The following is an 18,925-nucleotide window of genomic DNA, read 5'->3' as shown; positions in this document are numbered from 1 at the left end:
GGTGGTTGCGTTGACAACGAAAGGCCGGGCCGGGAAATTGATCTCACAAAGCGCGAAAGGTACTAAAATCTGCCGCACTACGCAGCGAAACCTCATTCAATCTCACCTGGTGTTACCATAATGCCTTTTTGCCGGTTGTTGCGCAGGACGGTCAGCTGAACCCGCCGACCGATGGTTTCGCTGGTCAGCATCCGGTGCAGGTCGTCAACACTGGTAACGGGCTGTCCGTTGAATCCCACGATGATATCGCCCTGTAGCAACGCATCGTTGCCCGCTACACCGTCGGCTTCGACGCTCGTTACCCGCACCCCTGTTTTTGTCGAGAGTTGGTTGTATTGTCTGACGGGTTCCGGGAGGGTAACAAGTTGTCCGCCAATACCCAGGTATCCCCGCCGGACACGTCCGTCCAGAATGAGCATGCCCGCCACCAAAGCCGCCACATTGGACGATACGGCAAAACACAGGCCCTGTGCCGGTAGAATTACGGCCGTGTTGACCCCAATAACATCACTTTGTGAGTTGACCAGTGGCCCACCCGAATTACCGGGATTCAGCGCAGCATCGGTTTGGATCACGTCGTCGATGAGCCGCCCTGATTCGGAGCGGAGGGTTCGCCCCAGCGCGCTTACCACCCCCGCTGTCAATGAATACTGGAAGCCATACGGATTGCCGAGCGCAATGGCAATCTGGCCCACCTGCACCTGACTGGAGTCGGCAAAGCGAATGGCTTTGAGTCCAGCGGCATCAATTTTAAGCACGGCAATATCGGTGGCGGGATCGCGGCCAATAAGGGTAGCCGTCACGTCGCGGCTCGGCCGAACGATGCGTTCCGGCGAACCCACTGCGCCGTCGTTCTGCTCGGGCAGGGTCACGTCGATCCGGCTGGCTCCCGCAACAACGTGGTTGTTGGTAACCAGGTAGCCATCGGTTGAGGTAATAAAGCCAGAACCAGAGCCGCCAGCACCCTCGCCGTTGGGTTGTCTCCGCCCTGGAGGGGTAGCCGGGTTTTCTGCTGCCCGCCCGCTTACTTTAATCTGTACAACGGCCGGACTTACTTTCCGGGCTACGTTGATAACCGTGCTGGAATAGGCATCCAACAACGACTGATCCTGAACGCTGGGCTGTCCGGGCTGTAGCGGGGCGTCAGAAAGAGAAGCAAAAGCCGTTTTCATCTACTGAATTATTAGTGAGAGAATACCCTCTTCACGATCTATTCCAACAAAGAATTATCATATTTTTTACGCTTGATTTCCGTCATTTTGTCACGAAAGCGCTAAGTTTACTGCTTAGTATAGCAGCATTATGGAAGTAAAGTAGTAGATTATGGCCGGTATCAGTAAAAAAGTCAGCTAGCGCAAATGGAGTTCGAGGAATACCTATCCCAGAAAAAAATAGAAGCCCGTCAGTTCTATCAGCTTGAGCCAGAGCAGTATGCAGCCTGGAAACGGGAATTCGATCAGATGAGCCCGGCGAGCTTTACCGTTCAAAAGAAATTTCTCCTCAACGATATCCGGAGAAAGTACCTTATTCGTTAGCTGTACAGTAAGTAAATATATAGTAAGCGGCCTGAAGGTCAGTCCGTTGTGACCAAAACCTTACTCTTTTTGTTATGAGCGTTACGTTAGGAGAACTGCGTGGTGTTACGAACGCAGTGCTTAATGCGTTGAAAGGCCAGGGCTTAAGTGATAGTGACTCACTACTAGAAGCTACCAGAACACCCCAAAACCGAAAAGAACTGGCAACGGCGGCCGGCGTTGACCCTAAGGCTATTCTGGAACTGGCCAACCGTGCCGATCTGGCCCGTATCAAGGGCATTGGGCGGGTGTACAGCGACCTTATGGAAGAGGCTGGCGTCGACACCGTGAAGGAACTGGCCCATCGTTCGTCGGCCAACCTGCATGCTAAACTAATCGAAATCAACAGCGTTCGGCAGTTTACCCAACGGCCTCCGTCGGTTGAGCAGGTAAATGATTTTATCGAACAGGCAAAAAAACTGCCTGCTATGCTGGAATATTAATAGTCAGGCAGTTGATCAGTCGGTCAGTTGGTGAGTCGGTCAGTTGGTGAGTCAGTCAGTACTGTCTAACTGACCGACTCACCGACTGATCGACTGCCTTTACAATGTCAGCAATATGCCTGCGGATGCATAGTTAATCCAGGTGAAGTTATAGATCGTGTCGACGTTGGCTCCACCTTCCACCACGCGATACCCGGCTTTGAAGCCGAGACGGTCATTTAGCTGATAGACAGCACCGGCAAAAATATCTTCTGCCCGTCCGAAGGTAGAGCCCAGCGCATCACCTTCCAGCAGCAGTCTCCAGTGGTCGTCAGGCTGATAGGCTACATAGACGTTCAGCAGCGGCACAAAGCCAAGATCATCGAACCGTGTGTCGAGGCTGTTGGATTCGCCCCGCAGACGGATACTGGCATCCCGAATTTTAGCCGTCAGTCCGACGCCGACGCGCCACCGTTCACGCGCTACGACATCGTAGCGGTACGTTAAGCGGTACGAGTTGAACTGGTAAAAGGCTGTCAGGGGCTGAGCCGCCGGATAGCGAACATCGTTGTAGTTGACATCCTGGCTGAACTGACCGGTATAGCGGACTGTAAGCGGAGCGTACAGCGCCGAGATCGTGTGTCGGTTGCCGAACGTATAACCCGCCCGAACCCGGTAAAAAACCGTTGGTTTAGCCGTTAACTCATCAGAAAGGTCGAAGCGGGTGCCGCCCGTGTTTGGAATCCGAACTTCGTTATAAGTAGTGCCCACTACCACGCCTGACTCAAGGTCGAGACGAAATTGGGCCTGGCTCGATGCGGTAAACACGACCAGCAGGGTAAAAATAGCGCTGGCCCTACGGAGAAAGGAAATCATGAATCGTTCGTTTGTTTTCAAACGAACGACACTTACTGCAAATGGTTTAGCAGCTTGGGTTCGCGCAGGTAGGACTCCAGCCTCGTCTCCAGTTCAGATAAGACAAGGTTGGTATACAACTCACCGTTGAGGGCCAGCGACATACGCCCACTTTCTTCCGAGACGGCAATCACGGCTGCGTCTGTTGCCTCGCTCATACCCAGGGCGGCCCGGTGCCGAAAGCCCAGCGCTGGTGGTAACTCGTCGTCATCAGAAACCGGCAGAATGCAGCGGGCTGCCCGGATGCGGCCGTTACTGATCAATACCGCGCCATCATGAAGGGGGCTATACTGGCTGAAGATAGCCAGTAAAAGCGGTTTCGACAGATCGGCATTTATGATTTCTCCCGACAGGGCAAACTTTTCCAGGTCGTCATTCTTCTGCACAACGATCAGGCCCCCCGAAAATTCGCTGCCCAGGGTTTTACAGGCATCGATAATTGGCTTCAACTGCGTTTGCGACTCACCGTCGTTTGGCTGACGCATGAGCCACCGCCGTATCCAGCGGCTATTGGCTACATTGGTCGATTTGCCGATGAGCAACAGAAAGCGTCGGATTTCCTGCTGGAAGATAATGATCAACGCCAGCGCACCTACGCTGATAAAATATTCCAGGATCGTCGTCATCAGGTTCAGTCCCAGTGCTTTGACTACCAGATAGGCGAGGTAAACCAGCAGGTACCCAATAAATACCCGACTGGCTACGCTACCCCGAACGAGGTTATAAATCTGGTAGATAAGAACCGTAACAAGCAGAATGTCGAGCAGATCGAGCCAGCCGACATCTAAAAAACCCAAGCGAAAAACCAGCATACAGGAAAGGAACAGGGATAGAAATAAAACAGACCACCGACTTAGACAACGCAGTTACAGGGCGCGTCTTGTCGTTGGTCTGTTAAATAACGAAGGTTTCGCCTTCTTCAGCAAGATAGGTTTCAGGAAATACTTTACGGGCTTCGTCCAGAAATAAATCGTACTGTTTATAGCGGGATGAAAAATGACCGATCAATAGCCGACCTACACCCGCATCGGCGGCAATTGCCGCAGCTTGCTGAGCGGTTGAGTGGTATACCTCAGCGGCCCGTTCGGCATTGTCTTCCAGAAACGTGGCTTCATGGTACAAAAGGTCTACGCCCTGAAGTTGGGGGACCAGTTCCGTCACGTAGCGCGTGTCGGAGCAGAAGGCGTAGGAGCGGGGAGGAGGCCCAGGCACCGTATAGTCGGCTGCGGCATACAAAACACCACCGGTCTCATCCGGAATATCCTGCCCGTCTTTCAGCTGTTTCAGGTACTGCACCGGCACGTCGGCCGGTAGTTTCTCGCGCAACAGGTGTGGTTTGTGCGTTTTCTCCCGAAACAGATACCCCGAACAGTCGATCCGGTGCTGAAGCGGAATCGACTCGACGGTTATCTGTGGATGGTCGAGCAACACACTGGACATGGCCGGATCAACGGCCTGGAAATGCAGCCTGTATCCCAGCCTCGAATCAGACACGCGGAAGATGGTGGTCAGCACTTCGTCCAGGCCACGGGGGCCGAACAGGTACAGGTCCTCGGTCCGCCCCGACAGGTTGAGTGTCGACAGGAGCGGAGCCAGCCCAAAATAATGATCGCCGTGCAGATGACTGATAAATATATACCGCAACCGGCCCGGCCGGATCTTCTGCTCGATCAGCCGGAGCTGCGTGCCTTCGCCACAGTCGATCAGCATGTAATCACTACCTACCGTAAGCAGCTGCGCCGTGGGGTGCATCTGAAGGGAGGGCGTAGCCGAGCCAGCCCCCAGAATCGTAATGGCAAATGGCTGTGATGCCGACCGGTGGTGTTCCGTATTCGGGTAAATCGTGTTGTCAGGCTTCGTCGCGGCCGATGCTGCCTCCTGCGTCGTATTCGTCATCGCTCTCGCTTCGAAAATCGTTTTCCAGTTCATTCATGAACACCGCGTCTATGGCCTCTTCTACCGTTGGCAGAATGGTTAGATCGCTGATGTGGGCCGTGTCCAAAAACTCGATCAGGTCGTCGTTCTGGGTAACCAGCACCAACAACCCAACTTCATTTGTACACTGGCGGTTTATTTTTCGGATGGTACTTACGCCCGCCGGGTCGACCGACAGAACCGGTTCCATGTCGACAATAATGTTGCTATATCCTTCCCGAAAAAGAACCCGGCTCAGCGCTTCAAAATCCTGAGGGACTTCTCCCTCGATAGCGCTTTCGGCTAAACGGATAAGCGCGTATTGCTCGTTTTTTTCAATGGTATACGTCATAGTTAATCAAGCTGAAGTTGGTCGGACCATGGCTGTTGAACGCTAAGGTTAGTCACATCGTCCAACCAACAAATTCTGGTCTTCAATCGGTTTACGTTAGTTATTCAGGGCGTGTAAAATGGCAGCTTCTAGGCGACGGAGCGGATCGGTATCGTCGGCAGGTTGAAACGACTGACCCGTAACTGTCTCGAAGAGTTCAATATACCGCTTCGAAATTTGATTGACCCACTCGTCGGACATGGTGGGTACGCTCTGTCCCGTTTTACCCTGAAATCCGTTTGTAATAAGCCATTCTCTAACGAATTCTTTCGACAATTGTTTCTGCGGCTGGCCCGTTTGCTGGTTGCCCTCGTAGACGTCGGCGTAAAAATACCGCGACGAATCCGGCGTATGTACCTCATCGATCAGGTAAACCGTCCCGTTCAGGTTACCAAATTCATACTTTGTGTCAACCAGAATCAGTCCGCGTTCAGCGGCCATTTCCGTACCCCGGTTAAAGAGGGCCAGGGCATAACGTTCTAACTGAACATAGTCGGATTCGCCAACGATGTTCTGCCGTAAAATCTCTTCGCGGCTGATGTCTTCATCGTGCCCTTCATGGGCTTTCGTACTTGGCGTGATAATGGGTTCGGGCAGTCGGTCGTTCTCCCGCAGGCCGTCGGGCAGCGCCACCCCGCAGAGTACCCGGTGCCCATCGCGGTACTCACGCCAGGCGTGGCCCGCCAGATAACCCCGAACGACCATTTCAACGGCGTAGGGTTCACACTTCAGGCCGATGCTCACGTTCGGGTCGGGGACATCGAGCAGCCAGTTGGGCACGATGTCGGCAGTGGCTTTCAGGAAATACGCTGCCGTCTGGTTCAGCACCTGTCCTTTCAAGGGGATGGGCCGGGGCAGCACGACATCGAAGGCCGAAATCCGGTCCGAGGCAATCATGAGGAGTTTGTCCGGGAACGAGTACACATCCCGGACTTTACCGCGATAGAAGGCTGTTTGACCGGGGAACTGGAAATTGGTTTCCTGAATTGCGTTCATTTATAAAGGTTTTTGGGAATGTAACACCTGACGAACCCGGCTGAACCGGACTTTGCGCTTGTTGTAACAGGTGCGTAATAGGTTGATTGGTAAGTTGATTGTCTAAAAATGCGTCTATAATCGTTCCAGCACCAGGGCCGAAGCACCACCACCGCCGTTACAAATGCCTACGGCACCGTAGCGGCCACCTTTTTGCTGGAGTACGTTAGTCAGCGTTGTGACGATCCGGGCCCCGGATGCGCCCAACGGATGACCAATGGATACGGCCCCGCCAAACACGTTGAGTTTTTCCTGGGGTACGTTCAGCACTTCGCTGAAGGCCAGCGGCACCACGGCGAAGGCTTCGTTGATCTCGAAAAAATCGATATCGTCGGTAGTGAGTCCGGCGCGTTCTAGGGCCAGTGGTACGGCCTTTGTCGGGGCTGTCGTAAACCACTGTGGCTCTTGCTCAGCATCGGCGTAGGCCACAATCCGGGCCAGCGGCTTCAGCCCAAGCTCATCGGCTTTCCGGCGACTCATTACCACCAGGGCCGACGCCCCATCGCTGATGGGCGACGAACTGGCCGCAGTAACTGTACCGCCCGTACCGAAAGCGGGTTTCAGGGTTGGAATTTTATCATAGATGACGTTTTTATATTCCTCATCTTCGGTCACGGTCACGCTTCCTTTGCGGCCCGCCACCTCAACGGGTATGATCTCGGCGCTGAACCGGCCGCTCTGTGTGCTTTCTTCGGCCCGTTTATACGATTGTACCGAGTAGGCATCCTGTGCCTCGCGGCTGATGGCGTACTTCTCGGCGGTCCGATCGGCGAAAACGCCCATCGAGCATTGATCGTAAACGTCTACCAGGCCATCACGGGCCAGGCCGTCGACCAGTTCGGCATTGCCATACTTGTACCCGAAACGTGCTTTAGGTACGTAGTAGGGCACATTCGACATACTTTCCATGCCGCCTGCTATGATGACATCGGCCTGGCCCAGCTGAATAGCCTGGGCCGCCAGCATGATGGCTTTAGTCCCCGACGCACATACTTTATTGATGGTGGTGCAGGGGATCGTAGCCGGTAGACCCGCTTTGAGCGCGGCCTGTTTAGCGGGAGCCTGCCCTACATTGGCTGATACTACGTTGCCCATGTAGACTTCCTGTACCTGATCGGGACTGACCCCGGCGCGGCTTAAAGCACCCTGGATGGCGGCTGCTCCCAGATCGGTAGCGGAGAGGGTGGATAAAACGCCCCCGAATGAGCCAATAGGCGTCCGGACGGCGGCAATGATAACGACTTCGTTCATAGCAGCTGTTGATTCAATGTTTACCAGCGATTGCCGTTGGCGGCCGACTTCGTACCTGCCTGGCGAGCCGAGCGGGTCAGCGCATAAGGCAGATCGTCCTGTTGCATGGCGTTGAGCAACTGAAGCGCCTGTTCCTCGCTCAGGTTTAGCTGCCTGAACCGGCGCAGCAGTTCATCCTGCCGCGAGGATCGCTCCACCTGTCCGCCGGATGGGGTCGGTTTATTGACCTGTTGCGGTTGGTTGGCCCGCTGCTTTCTCTGGCTCTGAAGCGGGAGCGCCTTACCGGAATATCGCTTCTTTATTAACTCAAAATTGTACCGTGCCGGTTCATTATTGGCATTTTCTAGGAGCGCCTGCCTGAACAGGGTCAAGGCGTTGGCACTGTCACGGTCGAAGCAGGCCATAACGCCTAACTGGGTAGCTGCTACGGTTCGCAGATCGGCCCGGTCAGACCGGAGCAGCGATTCGTACAGTGGTTTCGCTTTGGCATACTGGCGCAGTTGAAAATACGTGTGGCCCAGATTGAGCCGTACCGCCGGGTCAACCGTAGTCGTTGTCTTGCTCAGGTAGGCATACAGCGACAGCGCCCGGTCGTACTGGCCCGCCTGATAGGCTAGCTCAGCTTCCTGACGCGCCCGGTTGTTGTACGAAATCGGATTGGTGAGTGGATCGGTCCACCACAGCCATGCCACAAGGAACACATATATCATACGAATCGGCGAAACGATCGGCCAAAATTAAGCGGAAACGGTCAGACAATCTTACAACCGGAAGGTTCGAACGGTCACAATCAGGTCCAGTGCCATCAGTACCAGCGCTACCAGCACGAAATAATAATATTTATTGGTTGAGACGGCTATCCGTTGCTGATCGACAACCCGGCCCTGTACGGACTGGATAAGGCTGGCCAGCTCGTTGATGTATCGGCCGCTAACATCAGCTTCAATGTATTGTCCCCGGCTATCGCGGGCCAGACTCTGCAAAAAGCTTCGGTTCAACCGGCTTCGGACAATCTGACGGTCGTTGTCGCGGATGAAATCACGTCCTGACCGGATAGAGGCTCCGGCTTCGGTACCGACGCCCACCGTAATGAGGGGAACGCCAAAGGTGCGCAGCCTGAGCAGGCCCGCCTGATCACAGGGCCCGAAGTTCTCACCATCACTGAAAAGGACAATGGCTTTCACGTGCTGCCGGGTGGAGGGGTCGGTGAGCAGTTTCTGGCGGGCCAGTTCAATTGCGCTGCACAGATCGGTACCGCTGGACGAGCCGGAACTCGTGCGGATATCGCGGGTAAATTGCTTCAGTGCGTCGTGGTCGGCGGTGAGGGGTGCGAGTACAAACGACTCCGACGATGTCAGAATCAACCCGAAACGATCGGTAGGCAGCGTATCGCAAAGTTGCTGCACATTATACTTGACGCGTTCGAGCCGGGTTGGTACCACATCTCCGGCGTCCATAGACCGGGATACATCGATCAGAAAAAACACGTCGCGTCCGGCGGTCGAGACCTGGCTGTCGGCTTCGCCGAATGATGGACCGAGTATCGCGATGATCAGGAGGGTAAGGTAGGTGCCGCGCAGGAAAAACTTCGGGATTACGCCCCAGGCAGCGGTATTGAGTTGTCGTGCCAGCCGAAAGGTGCGCAGGATATAGAGAGCATAGAACAGGATGAACAGGCCAATAAAAATAAATTCGGTGGTAGAAAACGAATAGAGCCAGTTCATAATAAGGAGCAATTGGGCTGGTAATGAACCCACTGAAGTAGGTGGGCAGGCACCCCAAAAGGCGAAATTAATGATTAAGAAAAGATTTTACAGGACATCTCTTGTCGAAAACGGCGAATCCCGCTATCTTTGTGCCCTGATTAATCGCTGAGCGACTAATTAGACTACGGAGAGATGCCTGAGTGGCCGAAAGGAACAGTTTGCTAAACTGTCGTACTGGTAACGGTACCGAGGGTTCGAATCCCTCTCTCTCCGCAGCGTTAAGCTTAATTATTTTTGCATAAATGTGGTTGCAATCGTTTTTTTCGTATCTTTGCACCCGTCGAGCAATAAAGCTTAACAGAGTTCGGGGTGTAGCGTAGCCCGGTATCGCGCCTGCTTTGGGAGCAGGAGGTCGTAGGTTCGAATCCTGCCACCCCGACACTAACAACCGTCTGGTTCGAAAGAGCTGGACGGTTTTTTTATGCCCCTTTTTTGCTGCGCCTGTAAAGAACTTTGGATTAGTTCAACACTATTATGGGCGCTTGCTTTGCGTAATTAAAGCTACAAATCACCCCTCAAAATCGTCCTACGCTCCGAGAGGTGTTTTACCCTCTAGCTACTTGTACTTATTCGCAAATGGGAGCTGAACTTTCGCAACACCAATTTGGTAGCGATCATTTTTCAGTTTACGACCACGCTAATTTTATTAAACTGACCATAGTCTGTTCACTCGCAGCTACAAAAAAGTAACCCGGTTGCCGCCGACTTTTCGTCGTAATGCAACCGGGTCATTCAGTAGGTAGATAGCTAGACGCTATTGTACAGTAGTCTGTCTACTGCTCGGCGTTCGATTCGCTGCCGTTCTCGCTTTTGCTATGGCCCGAATGGCCGTGACCTCCTTTGTTACTGTCCTCCACAGAACCCGTCGCATCGTGTTTGTCTTCGGTGCTCTGCTTGGTCTTGTGTTTGCCGCGGGAGGTCTTACCCTGGGCTTCGTCGGGCAGGTTATTATCTAGTTCGTATCCTTTGGTGTCGTCGGCGGTTTCGCGAACGGTGGGTTGGGTGGCTCCTTTGCTCATAACGTTGGTATGTTTATCAAGTGGATAGAGAACAGCCGCTACCCATCGATTGTTCGATCACCAGCCGTTGGTCCTGTTACTTATCACACTGAACGACGTTCGTTCACGAGTCTCACAGTTCAGGTTTGTGCTTTGTATAATCGTTACCATCATTGTACCTTTGTACCCTGTAAAGGGTCGGGAAAGCCTGTCTTCTCCTGATACTTACTGTTTGCTGTAGCAAGGGTTGCGGGTATCGAGTTCTACAAAGCGCTTACGCCCATTTACGCTGCTACTTTTCTGGTCCCGTAGCTCAGTTGGATAGAGCATCTGCCTTCTAAGCAGACGGTCAAGCGTTCGAATCGCTTCGGGGTCACATTGATTATAAAGCACTTACCTGGAAGGGTGAGTGCTTTTTTTGTTTTATCCTTACCCGTTTACAAACACAACCACCAGCCACCCGGCAGGGATTGAGAGTTGACCTGGAACTGCTATGGCAACAGACATCTACCGGGTAATGTATTTATGCTAATTCGTTTGTGTAGGCATAGAAGGGCCTGTTACTTGCCTCTCTTATAGCAGATAAAAATGCTTCTCACCTCGCCAGGCCTAGGGTGACTATTGCCGGGCAGCCAGGGTTGATGTGTTCAATACCAGATCAGGTATATCTCTGGCTTTCTCATGAGCCACTACTGCGTGGGGCTGCATCCGTGCAGAACCAGACCAGCTATCCACGCAAAAAAGGCTCTTAGATACCAAGAGCCTTTTGCGTACTACCTTTAATCAATCAGCCTTAACTGGCATTAGCAAAGATAATAATGGATAATTATGTTACCTTATATTTAAATAATTTAATTAAAATAACATTTTAGTTTTATTAAATTAGTTTAACGTAATTAAAAGTTGATTGTTGGCTGGTAGCTCGCCTGTTCTACAAGACTTCGACCCGTAGCTGATACATTATTAGGTACGCTGCCTGACGAACTTAATGAACCATAGATTACCCTGCTGTTTGCAGATTCATTTCCTGATCGAAAAGATGACTAACAAAACAGCATGGCGCTAGCTGCACCATGCTGTCTACCCTTCCTCTTGAACTAACCTTTTAATATGTTAACCTCTGAAAAACGATTCGTAATTATGTCGCCGTTGAATGAAGCAGTCTGAAAACACGTTGTCTTCGGCAAATTCAATTAAATTGTACCTAAAAAATATTAATTAGAATTATGTCCGTTTGCTTATCAATATACGCCCCATCCATTCGCTTGGATTTAAAGATAAGTAACATTTCTCTGCTTTTTTAGTTTTATGTTTGGTCTATTAAGTAAATAACAGGTTAAAAGCGTAGTTATTATCTTCAACTCGTTTGGTGCTGTAGCCATTTAGTTGCCTGTTCCAATTCATTATGACCCTGCTACTCAACGGGGTAGACGATTGTATGATCAAGCTCAAAGTACCCGGCCTTAAGAAGACAGTGCCGCTTAAGTCTATCCTGTGGATAGAAGGCGTTGGTAACTATTCTAAAGTGCATTTTACCAGTGGCGACATGTACCTGGCCAGTGTGACACTGAAAGGCTTCGAAGATCAACTGAGCTCATTTATTCGGGTACATCGGGGGGCGCTTGTCAATCAATCCTACGTTGCTCGCTTTGAGCAGCAGACATTCAAAAATGCGCAGGTGATTCTGGATGATGGACGTGCCTTTTCGATTCCGCGTCGCCGGATTGAAACGATCAAAGAAAAATTGATTCCGCATGTTGTCCGGAATGAGTAACTAACGGTCCTCCGAAACCCAGTTTTCTGCCGCCCTTATTTCTCTCTTTACTTCTTTTGCCCGAAAACATACCGAATGAGAAAGGGCAGTCGTATCGGGCAGGCCCTCGTCTATAGCTGGCGCTTCACGCTGCTCTTCCCGACTATCGTTACGCACATTGGCCCCGTCGCTGAAGGGTGGTTGTTGCCAACAGGATCAGCTGCATACGTATTTGTAGGTTCCTGGCTGTTTCATAGGCTAGTTCTAATTGAAGAATTGATTTTTTTGCCCGTTATTGGATGCTCAATTCCTGTTCAGAGCTGGTTTTTGGCCAGATCGCAGGCCAATATGGATTGCCTTGACTACATACTCAACGGAAAAGAAATACCCTTTTTTACAGGGTGGTGGCGAAATGGGAGGACGTACCCGTAGCTACGACTGGTCTAAAACGTCGTTGGGGGTGCCTGATCAATGGCCCCTGAGTTTGCGCACAACCTTACCCATCATCCTGAAAGCCAGATTTCCCATGTTTCTGTTTTGGGGACCGGAACATCTATGCTTTTATAATGATGCTTACCGCCCCATTCTGGAACGGGAAGGTGAGCCGCTTATGGCCCTGGGCAGGCCTGGGGCAGAGGTGTGGCCCGCGATATGGCCGACTATCGAACCGCTGATTGATCAGGCGCTGGCCGGGGAGGAGACCTCCTGGAGCGACGATCAGCTAAGTCCCAGCCATGGAAATGGTCAACCGGATATGGCCTGCCGTACCTACACCTATAACTCGGTCATCGATGAATTGGGGCAGCCAGTCGGGGTATTCGTTACCGGTGCTGAGAGCCGCGGTCAGGTAACCCGTAATCAGCAATTGCGTCATTCCAAACAACGCTTTCAGAACCTGATACGGGACATATCGGTTGGCATTATTGTCTTGGGCGGAGAAGACATGCGGGTGCATATAGTCAACCAGGCCTATGCCCAATTGATCAATCGAAGCCGGGAAGCGTTGCTGAATAAACCCCTGTTTAGTATTATACCGGAAACAGAGTCGGTCTTTCGTCCAATAATCGATGAAGTCAGGGTAACGGGCAACCCGCGTTCGCTTTACAATCAACCGTATTTTGTTCATGATGGGGGGGAGCGGAAAGAGGGCTTTCTCAATCTGGTTTACCAGCCCTACCGCGAACTGGACGGGACTATTTCCGGCGTGATGGTGATCTGCCAGGATGTAACGGAGCAAATGCTGGCGCAGCAGCAGATCATAGCCAGCGAAAGCAAACTACGGAGTGTGATAGAGAGTGCTCCGTATCCAATTGCCGTTTATACAGGTCCTCAGATGCGGATACAGTTTGCCAATCAATCCATTCTGGATGCGTGGGGTAGGGACAAAAACGTTATTGGTAAGCCCTATGCTGCGGTGCTACCCGAATTGGCTACCCAGGGTATTTACGAGCAGTTGAATGGTGTCTATACGACCGGGATTGCTTTCCATGCCCAGAATCAGCGGGTGGACATTGTTGTGGATGGAAGGTTGCAATCCTTTTATTTCAAATACAGCTTTACGCCCCTTTACGATAATGACGGCCAAATTTACGGCGTCACAAACACGGGAGCCGAAGTGACGGATCTAGTGGTAGCCCGACAAAAACAGGCCGAAGCGGAAGTGTCGCTGCGGACGGCCGTTGAACTGGCTCAGCTGGCTACCTGGAGCCTGGATATCCGAACCAGTAGCTTAACGTATTCCGAGCGGCTCATGCACTGGCTGGGGTTGTCCCAACCCACAAAAAAGTTGGGGAATGTATACACTCTGCTGCCTGAAGAATACCGCTCATCCGTTGCTGATGCGATAGCCGCCGTAATCCAGCCTGGCTCACCGGGGCTGTACACGAACGAGCATCCCATAATCAACCAGCTCACGGGCCAGCAACGAATTATTCATGTGCAGGCCCAGGTATCCTACGACTCTACAACGGGCGAACCGGTGCTGTTGAGTGGAGTGGCGCAGGATGTTACCCAACAACGGCGGCTTCAGCTAACCCTGGAACAGCAGGTGATGGAGCGCACCGAAGAGCTAGCTGCGGTCAACGAAGAACTGGCGGCTACCAACGAAGAACTGGCGAGTAGTAATGAGGAATATGCGTCGATCAATGAAGAGTATATGTCGATCAACGAAGAACTGACCGAGTCGACCAATCAGTTGATCCGGTCTAACGAAAACCTCCAGCGATTCGCTTATATAGCCTCGCATGACTTGCAGGAACCGCTCCGCAAAATACAGTCGTTCGGTGACCTGCTCCGAAGTGGTTATGCCGATCAGTTGGGAGAGGGAGTAGACTATCTGACACGCATGCAGGCATCGGCAGGGCGTATGTCTACCCTGATCAAAGACTTACTTACTTTCTCGCGCATTGCCACCGGGCAGGAAACCCGCGAGTTGGTATCATTGGCTCAGGTGGTTCAACAGGTCCTTTCAGATCTGGACCTCATCATTGCTGAAACAGGCGCATCGGTGACCGTGGGTGATTTACCAACAGTGGTAGGTAATCCGGCTCAGTTGAGTCAGCTTTTCACAAATATGCTAAGCAATGCCCTGAAGTTTCGCCGGACCGATGCGGAGGGCGTACCGGTTGCCGCCCACGTCAAAATCAGCGCGCAGTCTGTGCTGGAGCGCGAGCTGCCTTCTTCGGTAAAACCTTCCCGGTCGGCCGATTGGTATCATCGAATCGACGTAGCCGACGACGGAGTTGGGTTCGACGAGAAATACCTGGATCGCATTTTCCAGGTGTTTCAACGGCTGCACGGCAAGAGTGAGTTTGCCGGAACAGGTATAGGGCTGGCTATTTGTGAGAAAGTGACTACCAATCATGGTGGCGCCATTACCGCTACCAGTCAGCCAGGGGAGGGGTCAACTTTCAGCGTATATCTGCCGATGTGAAAACCGATTTTCGACGCACAACAACGGCCTTGCGCTGGTGTTGACTGGCCGTTGATAGTTACTGTGTTATCAATAAATTACCGGTTGAAATACGGCTTTTGTGGTAGCGAACGGATCGGCAAAGCGTACGACGCCGACCGGAGCCCGCGAACATTCAAGAGTAATGATAGTTTAAGCATATATGGCCCCGGGCCTGCCTTATACTGTCTATTCCTGTACTGAACGAGTGATGCGCCGTCTGACCAGACGGCGCATTTTGTGTTCATGCCGGGTCACGGTCTATCGATGAGTTAAACAGAATCCAGGTCAGTATAAAGGCAAAAATAAAATATACCAGGCCTGCTACTCCACACTTGACCCGGCAGTAGGTGCCTAAGGCTGTGGTCAAGGCTTCTCTGGCGAACACAATGGTCATAAATAACTGGGTGATCATGGCCAGCAGAATAAACTGGAACGAGGTATATGTAATGATCATAAATATAATAAGGACTACTGTTTGTGGTACGCCAGGACTAACAGATAAGTAGTAACACTGGTGTAAAGGTTAGTAGGCAATATTCCTATCTGGTGGTTTTTTAGGGTAACTATCTTATCAAAAATTGTGGCCTGGTGACAAACCCCCGCCCATCTGTAGGCCCTTTACGACGGAAAGATGAACCTTCGGCCGGGCTACTCCTTTGTGACCTGACCCAGTATGTGCGTCTGAAGAGTTATCCAGTTGGGTCTTAATGACCTTTCCGGTCCATGTGGTTGCTGGACAACCACAGCCGACTAACAACCCATAGTAGTGTAAATGAAGCGTATTGAGACCGTTGATGTGGCAGTCAGCACACAGGAAACCGACCCAGAATCGAAAAGGCTCCAACTTTTACAGAGCCACGTTCAGGAATGGAAAACTCACTATGGTCTGGAAAAGCAGGCGGTAGAAGAACTGGAAGTTGACCATCAAAACCTGCTGGTTCAACTGGACCGGGTTTGGTCCATGAAGAAGTCAGCGTTACTGTTCAGCAAGGATCAACAAGTACATACCGTGCTGAATAAGTACCGAGTACGACGCGAATTGATTTGGGAGCGTCAACAAGCCGAATTAGAGGCCTGTTTACGCTATCGTCCCATGTAACCCGGCTTATCTTGAAGACGCTTTCTAGCGAGTATATATCAGTCCGGGAAAGTAAGCACTATCCTTTTTTGCCATCAATCGGATGATTTATGATTTGATGCGTATGAAATGACTAATGCAGGAGTAACACACGTAGTACTGAATGGGCAGGTAGAAGAGTACGGCCCGTACGGCTGTAGGCCTTGGTACACGCTCGAACGAGTCCCTTTGTTTACAAACCGGGCACCGATCACGAAAGCTGAGCCGGTAATACAATAATACAAAGAGCGAGGAGCCAAATGCGAGTGCACTGGCAAAAAGTAACCATTTCATTTTTTTATATTATTTTGAGGAAGTACCAGCGCAAATATATTCTTTGAGTAGCTGAAAGCTAGTGCTTTATGTTATTTTATTCAAAATTTAATAAACAGTAAATTCACTAGTGCTATATGTTGATATGTAGGATCGTGTATTGTACTTTATAATATTTAGAAAAAGAGTAATAATTACCAGAAAGGCAGTCCATTTTGCTTGAAAATCAATACAGTTAGCCGCCTTTAGGTGTCTTTAAGTATACAAAAAAGCAACGTTGACCAGTGGCTAAACTAAGTTTTTGGGCCGAACGAGAGGAAATTGCCCGGTCAATGCATATTAGTGTGTAATTTTGAGTATCAATGCGGAGCTAATCCGCAATGGTGTGGATAGAAGTGGAAAGCCTGGACGCTATGTGTCTAGGCTTTTTTGTTACTTGTAAGACAAGCACCTGTTCAGGTTATAGCTTACAACGGCTTAGCGTGGAGGAAGTAGTAAGGGGTTAATTCAGACACATGAAGGCGTGTTTCTGGTAGTTACCCCGGCCATATATCGAACAGGCAATGAACGGGTAAGCTGACTGATAAAATTTCCACAATAAGTAGTGTTGGTCCATAGTGTAAGTTTTTTTTAAATATTAAGCAAAAACCTTGCCTATAAATTTAATTATGTAGATAGATTAAGTATTTTAATACGAAACGACAGCCATCTATAGGGCTACTCGCTGTTTCAGGGGTAACGTTCAATAAAAACGCGCCGATCTATTCGTGATAGATCGGCGCGTTTTGCTACTAATTAGCAATAATGCAGGCTGAAAATGGCCCTCTATAACTGTGCCAGTTCTTACCTGCTACCAGTTAAAATTACCAATTAGTTCTTCACATAGTGATAATTTTTACCGGTAGAATCAGCTATCCTCCTGATTGTCCTGCTCGAATATAGCCATTGCCTTGTCGATCGTTTCGTCATCGACCCCGTCGACAGTTAGTTGATCGTCGTCACTGCCTACATTGCTAACGACGGTTACAGTATCCATGTCGAGGGAAGGGTCGACCAGGAATAAGGCTGCCCGAAAGCGTTCCTCTATTTTCTGGTTAAGCGCGTTATTGTATTCTTCGGCTAATTGCTTTGCTGCCAGTTCTTCGTTAAGGTCAGAATTCATGCTACATCTAAGAAAATGGTTACTAAATGTGTCTACTATTAACCGATAAGTCCGGTCATTGTTGTGAGGAAAGCGATACCAGAATGCCTGGATAGGGTGCTTTACTAACTGGCTTTTTCCGTCATGAGATTGCCTGTCAGGTTAATACAACATTCAGTCCGACAGGTCGGCCTTCAGCTCATCGGCCAGCCGGTAACCAGCCAGGGCAACCTGTCGTTGTGCAATCGGTTTTACCGTATCCACATAATCGGCCGGTAAAATGGCACCGTCCTGATCGGTCCCGGCGGGTAGGGTATTGCTGCGGTAAGCATTGTCCTGTGCCAGCTGAAAACTTTCTTTTGACCAGGTATTGATATCGGCCCTGCCCAGCTGAACAAGCTGCATGCGGCTGATTACCTGTCGTAACTGAACCGCGAGGTTGCTGACAGAGCGAAAATCATCGGCTCCCAACAGCATACCATCCCAGAATGAATGCAGGTTTATCGTTTGATTGCTCATCATAACCTTGATCTTGAACAGGTTTCCGCCCCTGTCTCCTTGTGGAAACTGCTGGTCGATAAGTGCGGTCGTGTGCAGGGGCATATGAACGTCGCCCGTCAGGTGAAAGAGCCAGCAGACGGCAATTGCCTTGGCGCTGTCGGGGGCATTGCTGCGCAAAATCTGCTGATTCATGCCAAAGGCCTGCAGGATAGTCTCACCCGTGGCCAGGGTTGTGTCGGTGCGGGCTATGTTCTGTTCAGGGGCGTAGACGTAGTTGATATAATGCCAGCTCTGGTGATCGTATTGGGCCTGCCCGCGTATATCGTCCGGCCAGCGGGCGGCCAGCATGAACAGATACTGGTTCTTCTCATCCTCCGATAAGGTAGGGTCGGCTAGTTTGGCCGACCAGCGTTGCTGATAGTCGGGATGCTTTTTTAGAATGGCCACGATCCGGCTCAGCGTTTGAGGGGAAGAAGCCTGCAGGTCGCGGTAGGCAATGGCACCCGTAACCATGTGGGTAGCTTTGTTCCAGCCATACACCCGGACCAGACCCACCGTTGCCAGGAGCAGGCATGAAAGAAGAAACGTACGAGGAAAACGATGCATAGGGGATTTTGGGTTGCCCGAAGGTAAAGTCTGTAAGATATAGGTGCAATCAATAGACTAAGTATAACAGTCTTTGGTCTATTAAATGATTGTTAACAGACGCCTTTGGTCCATACCCTCTACGAGCTTTGTAGATGTGGCTGCATCAAAGTGACCCTTGTAAACGACAAAACCGGACGTATATCCGGCTTCATCGTTTACAGCAATAAGAGTATGTTTGGGACTATTATTTGGCCAGCCTATTGAGCAGGATTGAAATAAAGCCAATTCGTAGCATAGCCTCCGAACTTTCTATGGTTTTGTCTACGTCTCGGA

At 50.9% G+C, this 18,925-nt stretch carries 18 protein-coding genes and 3 tRNA genes; 8 read left to right on the top strand and 13 right to left on the bottom strand.

Annotated features, from left to right (window positions below):
* Window positions 1-92: 92 nt before the first annotated feature.
* On the bottom strand, window positions 93-1,172 hold the full coding sequence (locus tag FH603_RS21330; protein ID WP_186739764.1) for a S1C family serine protease: 1,080 nt from the start codon (window positions 1,170-1,172) through the stop codon (window positions 93-95).
* Between the two features lie 186 nt (window positions 1,173-1,358).
* On the opposite strand from FH603_RS21330, the gene FH603_RS21325 reads away from it, so the two are divergent.
* Together FH603_RS21325 and FH603_RS21320 are read left to right on the top strand one after the other, a co-directional pair.
* The gene (locus FH603_RS21325; protein WP_186739762.1) at window positions 1,359-1,535 is read left to right on the top strand and encodes a hypothetical protein; all 177 of its coding nucleotides are present in this window, start codon (window positions 1,359-1,361) and stop codon (window positions 1,533-1,535) included.
* 74 nt (window positions 1,536-1,609) lie between these two features.
* Window positions 1,610-2,017, top strand: a complete 408-nt coding sequence (locus FH603_RS21320; RefSeq protein ID WP_186739760.1) for a DUF4332 domain-containing protein — start codon at window positions 1,610-1,612, stop codon at window positions 2,015-2,017.
* 99 nt (window positions 2,018-2,116) lie between these two features.
* On the opposite strand, the gene FH603_RS21315 is transcribed toward FH603_RS21320, so the two are convergent.
* The 8 genes from FH603_RS21315 to FH603_RS21280 all read right to left on the bottom strand — a co-directional run bounded on the left by FH603_RS21315 (window position 2,117) and on the right by FH603_RS21280 (window position 9,226).
* The gene (locus FH603_RS21315) at window positions 2,117-2,872 is read right to left on the bottom strand and encodes a hypothetical protein (protein WP_186739758.1); all 756 of its coding nucleotides are present in this window, start codon (window positions 2,870-2,872) and stop codon (window positions 2,117-2,119) included.
* 32 nt (window positions 2,873-2,904) lie between these two features.
* Window positions 2,905-3,723, bottom strand: a complete 819-nt coding sequence (cdaA, locus tag FH603_RS21310) for a diadenylate cyclase CdaA (protein WP_186739756.1) — start codon at window positions 3,721-3,723, stop codon at window positions 2,905-2,907.
* Between the two features lie 82 nt (window positions 3,724-3,805).
* Window positions 3,806-4,840 carry a ribonuclease Z gene (locus FH603_RS21305; protein WP_280529223.1) on the bottom strand — a complete coding sequence of 345 codons (1,035 nt, stop codon included), beginning with the start codon at window positions 4,838-4,840 and terminating at the stop codon, window positions 3,806-3,808.
* Window positions 4,761-5,177: an STAS domain-containing protein gene (locus tag FH603_RS21300; protein ID WP_186739754.1), complete on the bottom strand. Its 417-nt coding sequence runs from the start codon at window positions 5,175-5,177 to the stop codon at window positions 4,761-4,763. The genes FH603_RS21305 and FH603_RS21300 overlap by 80 nt, the downstream gene beginning before the upstream one ends.
* Before the next feature lie 96 nt (window positions 5,178-5,273).
* Entirely contained in the window at window positions 5,274-6,212 is a 939-nt protein-coding gene (locus FH603_RS21295) for a phosphoribosylaminoimidazolesuccinocarboxamide synthase (RefSeq protein ID WP_186739752.1), read from the bottom strand.
* A gap of 114 nt (window positions 6,213-6,326) precedes the next feature.
* Window positions 6,327-7,502, bottom strand: a complete 1,176-nt coding sequence (locus FH603_RS21290; protein ID WP_186739750.1) for a thiolase family protein — start codon at window positions 7,500-7,502, stop codon at window positions 6,327-6,329.
* Window positions 7,503-7,522: 20 nt separating this feature from the next.
* Window positions 7,523-8,212: a tetratricopeptide repeat protein gene (locus tag FH603_RS21285; protein ID WP_186739748.1), complete on the bottom strand. Its 690-nt coding sequence runs from the start codon at window positions 8,210-8,212 to the stop codon at window positions 7,523-7,525.
* A gap of 51 nt (window positions 8,213-8,263) precedes the next feature.
* Complete coding sequence (locus FH603_RS21280; protein WP_186739746.1) at window positions 8,264-9,226, bottom strand: vWA domain-containing protein; 963 nt, start codon at window positions 9,224-9,226, stop codon at window positions 8,264-8,266.
* Window positions 9,227-9,394: 168 nt separating this feature from the next.
* Here FH603_RS21280 and FH603_RS21275 point away from each other — a divergent pair.
* Window positions 9,395-9,481: transfer RNA gene (locus tag FH603_RS21275), tRNA-Ser, on the top strand.
* Between the two features lie 92 nt (window positions 9,482-9,573).
* Window positions 9,574-9,647: transfer RNA gene (locus tag FH603_RS21270), tRNA-Pro, on the top strand.
* Window positions 9,648-10,041: 394 nt separating this feature from the next.
* Here the strand turns inward: FH603_RS21270 and FH603_RS21265 are convergent.
* Window positions 10,042-10,287: a hypothetical protein gene (locus tag FH603_RS21265; RefSeq protein WP_186739744.1), complete on the bottom strand. Its 246-nt coding sequence runs from the start codon at window positions 10,285-10,287 to the stop codon at window positions 10,042-10,044.
* 281 nt (window positions 10,288-10,568) lie between these two features.
* Here FH603_RS21265 and FH603_RS21260 point away from each other — a divergent pair.
* From FH603_RS21260 to FH603_RS21250, 3 genes are all read left to right on the top strand, one after another.
* Window positions 10,569-10,642, top strand: a tRNA-Arg gene (locus tag FH603_RS21260).
* A gap of 1,029 nt (window positions 10,643-11,671) precedes the next feature.
* On the top strand, window positions 11,672-12,040 hold the full coding sequence (locus FH603_RS21255; RefSeq protein ID WP_186739742.1) for a LytR/AlgR family response regulator transcription factor: 369 nt from the start codon (window positions 11,672-11,674) through the stop codon (window positions 12,038-12,040).
* A 337-nt stretch (window positions 12,041-12,377) separates the two neighbouring features.
* Window positions 12,378-14,951, top strand: a complete 2,574-nt coding sequence (locus FH603_RS21250) for a PAS domain-containing sensor histidine kinase (RefSeq protein WP_186739740.1) — start codon at window positions 12,378-12,380, stop codon at window positions 14,949-14,951.
* A 262-nt stretch (window positions 14,952-15,213) separates the two neighbouring features.
* Here FH603_RS21250 and FH603_RS21245 read toward each other — a convergent pair whose 3' ends face one another.
* Window positions 15,214-15,426, bottom strand: a complete 213-nt coding sequence (locus FH603_RS21245) for a hypothetical protein (RefSeq protein ID WP_186739731.1) — start codon at window positions 15,424-15,426, stop codon at window positions 15,214-15,216.
* Between the two features lie 318 nt (window positions 15,427-15,744).
* Between FH603_RS21245 and FH603_RS21240 the strand changes: the two genes are divergently transcribed.
* Entirely contained in the window at window positions 15,745-16,071 is a 327-nt protein-coding gene (locus FH603_RS21240; protein WP_186739729.1) for a hypothetical protein, read from the top strand.
* 1,198 nt (window positions 16,072-17,269) lie between these two features.
* Here FH603_RS21240 and FH603_RS21235 read toward each other — a convergent pair.
* On the bottom strand, window positions 17,270-17,524 hold the full coding sequence (locus tag FH603_RS21235; RefSeq protein ID WP_186739727.1) for a hypothetical protein: 255 nt from the start codon (window positions 17,522-17,524) through the stop codon (window positions 17,270-17,272).
* A 153-nt stretch (window positions 17,525-17,677) separates the two neighbouring features.
* Window positions 17,678-18,610 (bottom strand): S1/P1 nuclease, encoded by a 933-nt coding sequence (locus FH603_RS21230; RefSeq protein ID WP_186739725.1) that lies wholly within the window; start codon window positions 18,608-18,610, stop codon window positions 17,678-17,680.
* Between the last annotated feature and the right edge of the window lie 315 nt (window positions 18,611-18,925).

The organism is Spirosoma utsteinense, assembly GCF_014282275.1.
Taxonomy (GTDB): domain Bacteria; phylum Bacteroidota; class Bacteroidia; order Cytophagales; family Spirosomataceae; genus Spirosoma; species Spirosoma utsteinense.
The sequence above is the reverse complement of the archived record's forward strand: the minus strand, read 5'-3'. Positions and strand labels throughout refer to the sequence as shown.

Bases quoted from the DNA above. Each gene is read 5' to 3' on its own strand.
- FH603_RS21330 (WP_186739764.1), bottom strand. From the start codon at position 1,172: ATGAAAACGGCTTTTGCTTCTCTTTCTGACGCCCCGCTACAGCCCGGA.
- FH603_RS21325 (WP_186739762.1), top strand. From the start codon at position 1,359: ATGGAGTTCGAGGAATACCTATCCCAGAAAAAAATAGAAGCCCGTCAG.
- FH603_RS21320 (WP_186739760.1), top strand. From the start codon at position 1,610: ATGAGCGTTACGTTAGGAGAACTGCGTGGTGTTACGAACGCAGTGCTT.
- FH603_RS21315 (WP_186739758.1), bottom strand. From the start codon at position 2,872: ATGATTTCCTTTCTCCGTAGGGCCAGCGCTATTTTTACCCTGCTGGTC.
- cdaA (WP_186739756.1), bottom strand. From the start codon at position 3,723: ATGCTGGTTTTTCGCTTGGGTTTTTTAGATGTCGGCTGGCTCGATCTG.
- FH603_RS21305 (WP_280529223.1), bottom strand. From the start codon at position 4,840: ATGAACTGGAAAACGATTTTCGAAGCGAGAGCGATGACGAATACGACG.
- FH603_RS21300 (WP_186739754.1), bottom strand. From the start codon at position 5,177: ATGACGTATACCATTGAAAAAAACGAGCAATACGCGCTTATCCGTTTA.
- FH603_RS21295 (WP_186739752.1), bottom strand. From the start codon at position 6,212: ATGAACGCAATTCAGGAAACCAATTTCCAGTTCCCCGGTCAAACAGCC.
- FH603_RS21290 (WP_186739750.1), bottom strand. From the start codon at position 7,502: ATGAACGAAGTCGTTATCATTGCCGCCGTCCGGACGCCTATTGGCTCA.
- FH603_RS21285 (WP_186739748.1), bottom strand. From the start codon at position 8,212: ATGATATATGTGTTCCTTGTGGCATGGCTGTGGTGGACCGATCCACTC.
- FH603_RS21280 (WP_186739746.1), bottom strand. From the start codon at position 9,226: ATGAACTGGCTCTATTCGTTTTCTACCACCGAATTTATTTTTATTGGC.
- FH603_RS21265 (WP_186739744.1), bottom strand. From the start codon at position 10,287: ATGAGCAAAGGAGCCACCCAACCCACCGTTCGCGAAACCGCCGACGAC.
- FH603_RS21255 (WP_186739742.1), top strand. From the start codon at position 11,672: ATGACCCTGCTACTCAACGGGGTAGACGATTGTATGATCAAGCTCAAA.
- FH603_RS21245 (WP_186739731.1), bottom strand. From the start codon at position 15,426: ATGATCATTACATATACCTCGTTCCAGTTTATTCTGCTGGCCATGATC.
- FH603_RS21240 (WP_186739729.1), top strand. From the start codon at position 15,745: ATGAAGCGTATTGAGACCGTTGATGTGGCAGTCAGCACACAGGAAACC.
- FH603_RS21235 (WP_186739727.1), bottom strand. From the start codon at position 17,524: ATGAATTCTGACCTTAACGAAGAACTGGCAGCAAAGCAATTAGCCGAA.
- FH603_RS21230 (WP_186739725.1), bottom strand. From the start codon at position 18,610: ATGCATCGTTTTCCTCGTACGTTTCTTCTTTCATGCCTGCTCCTGGCA.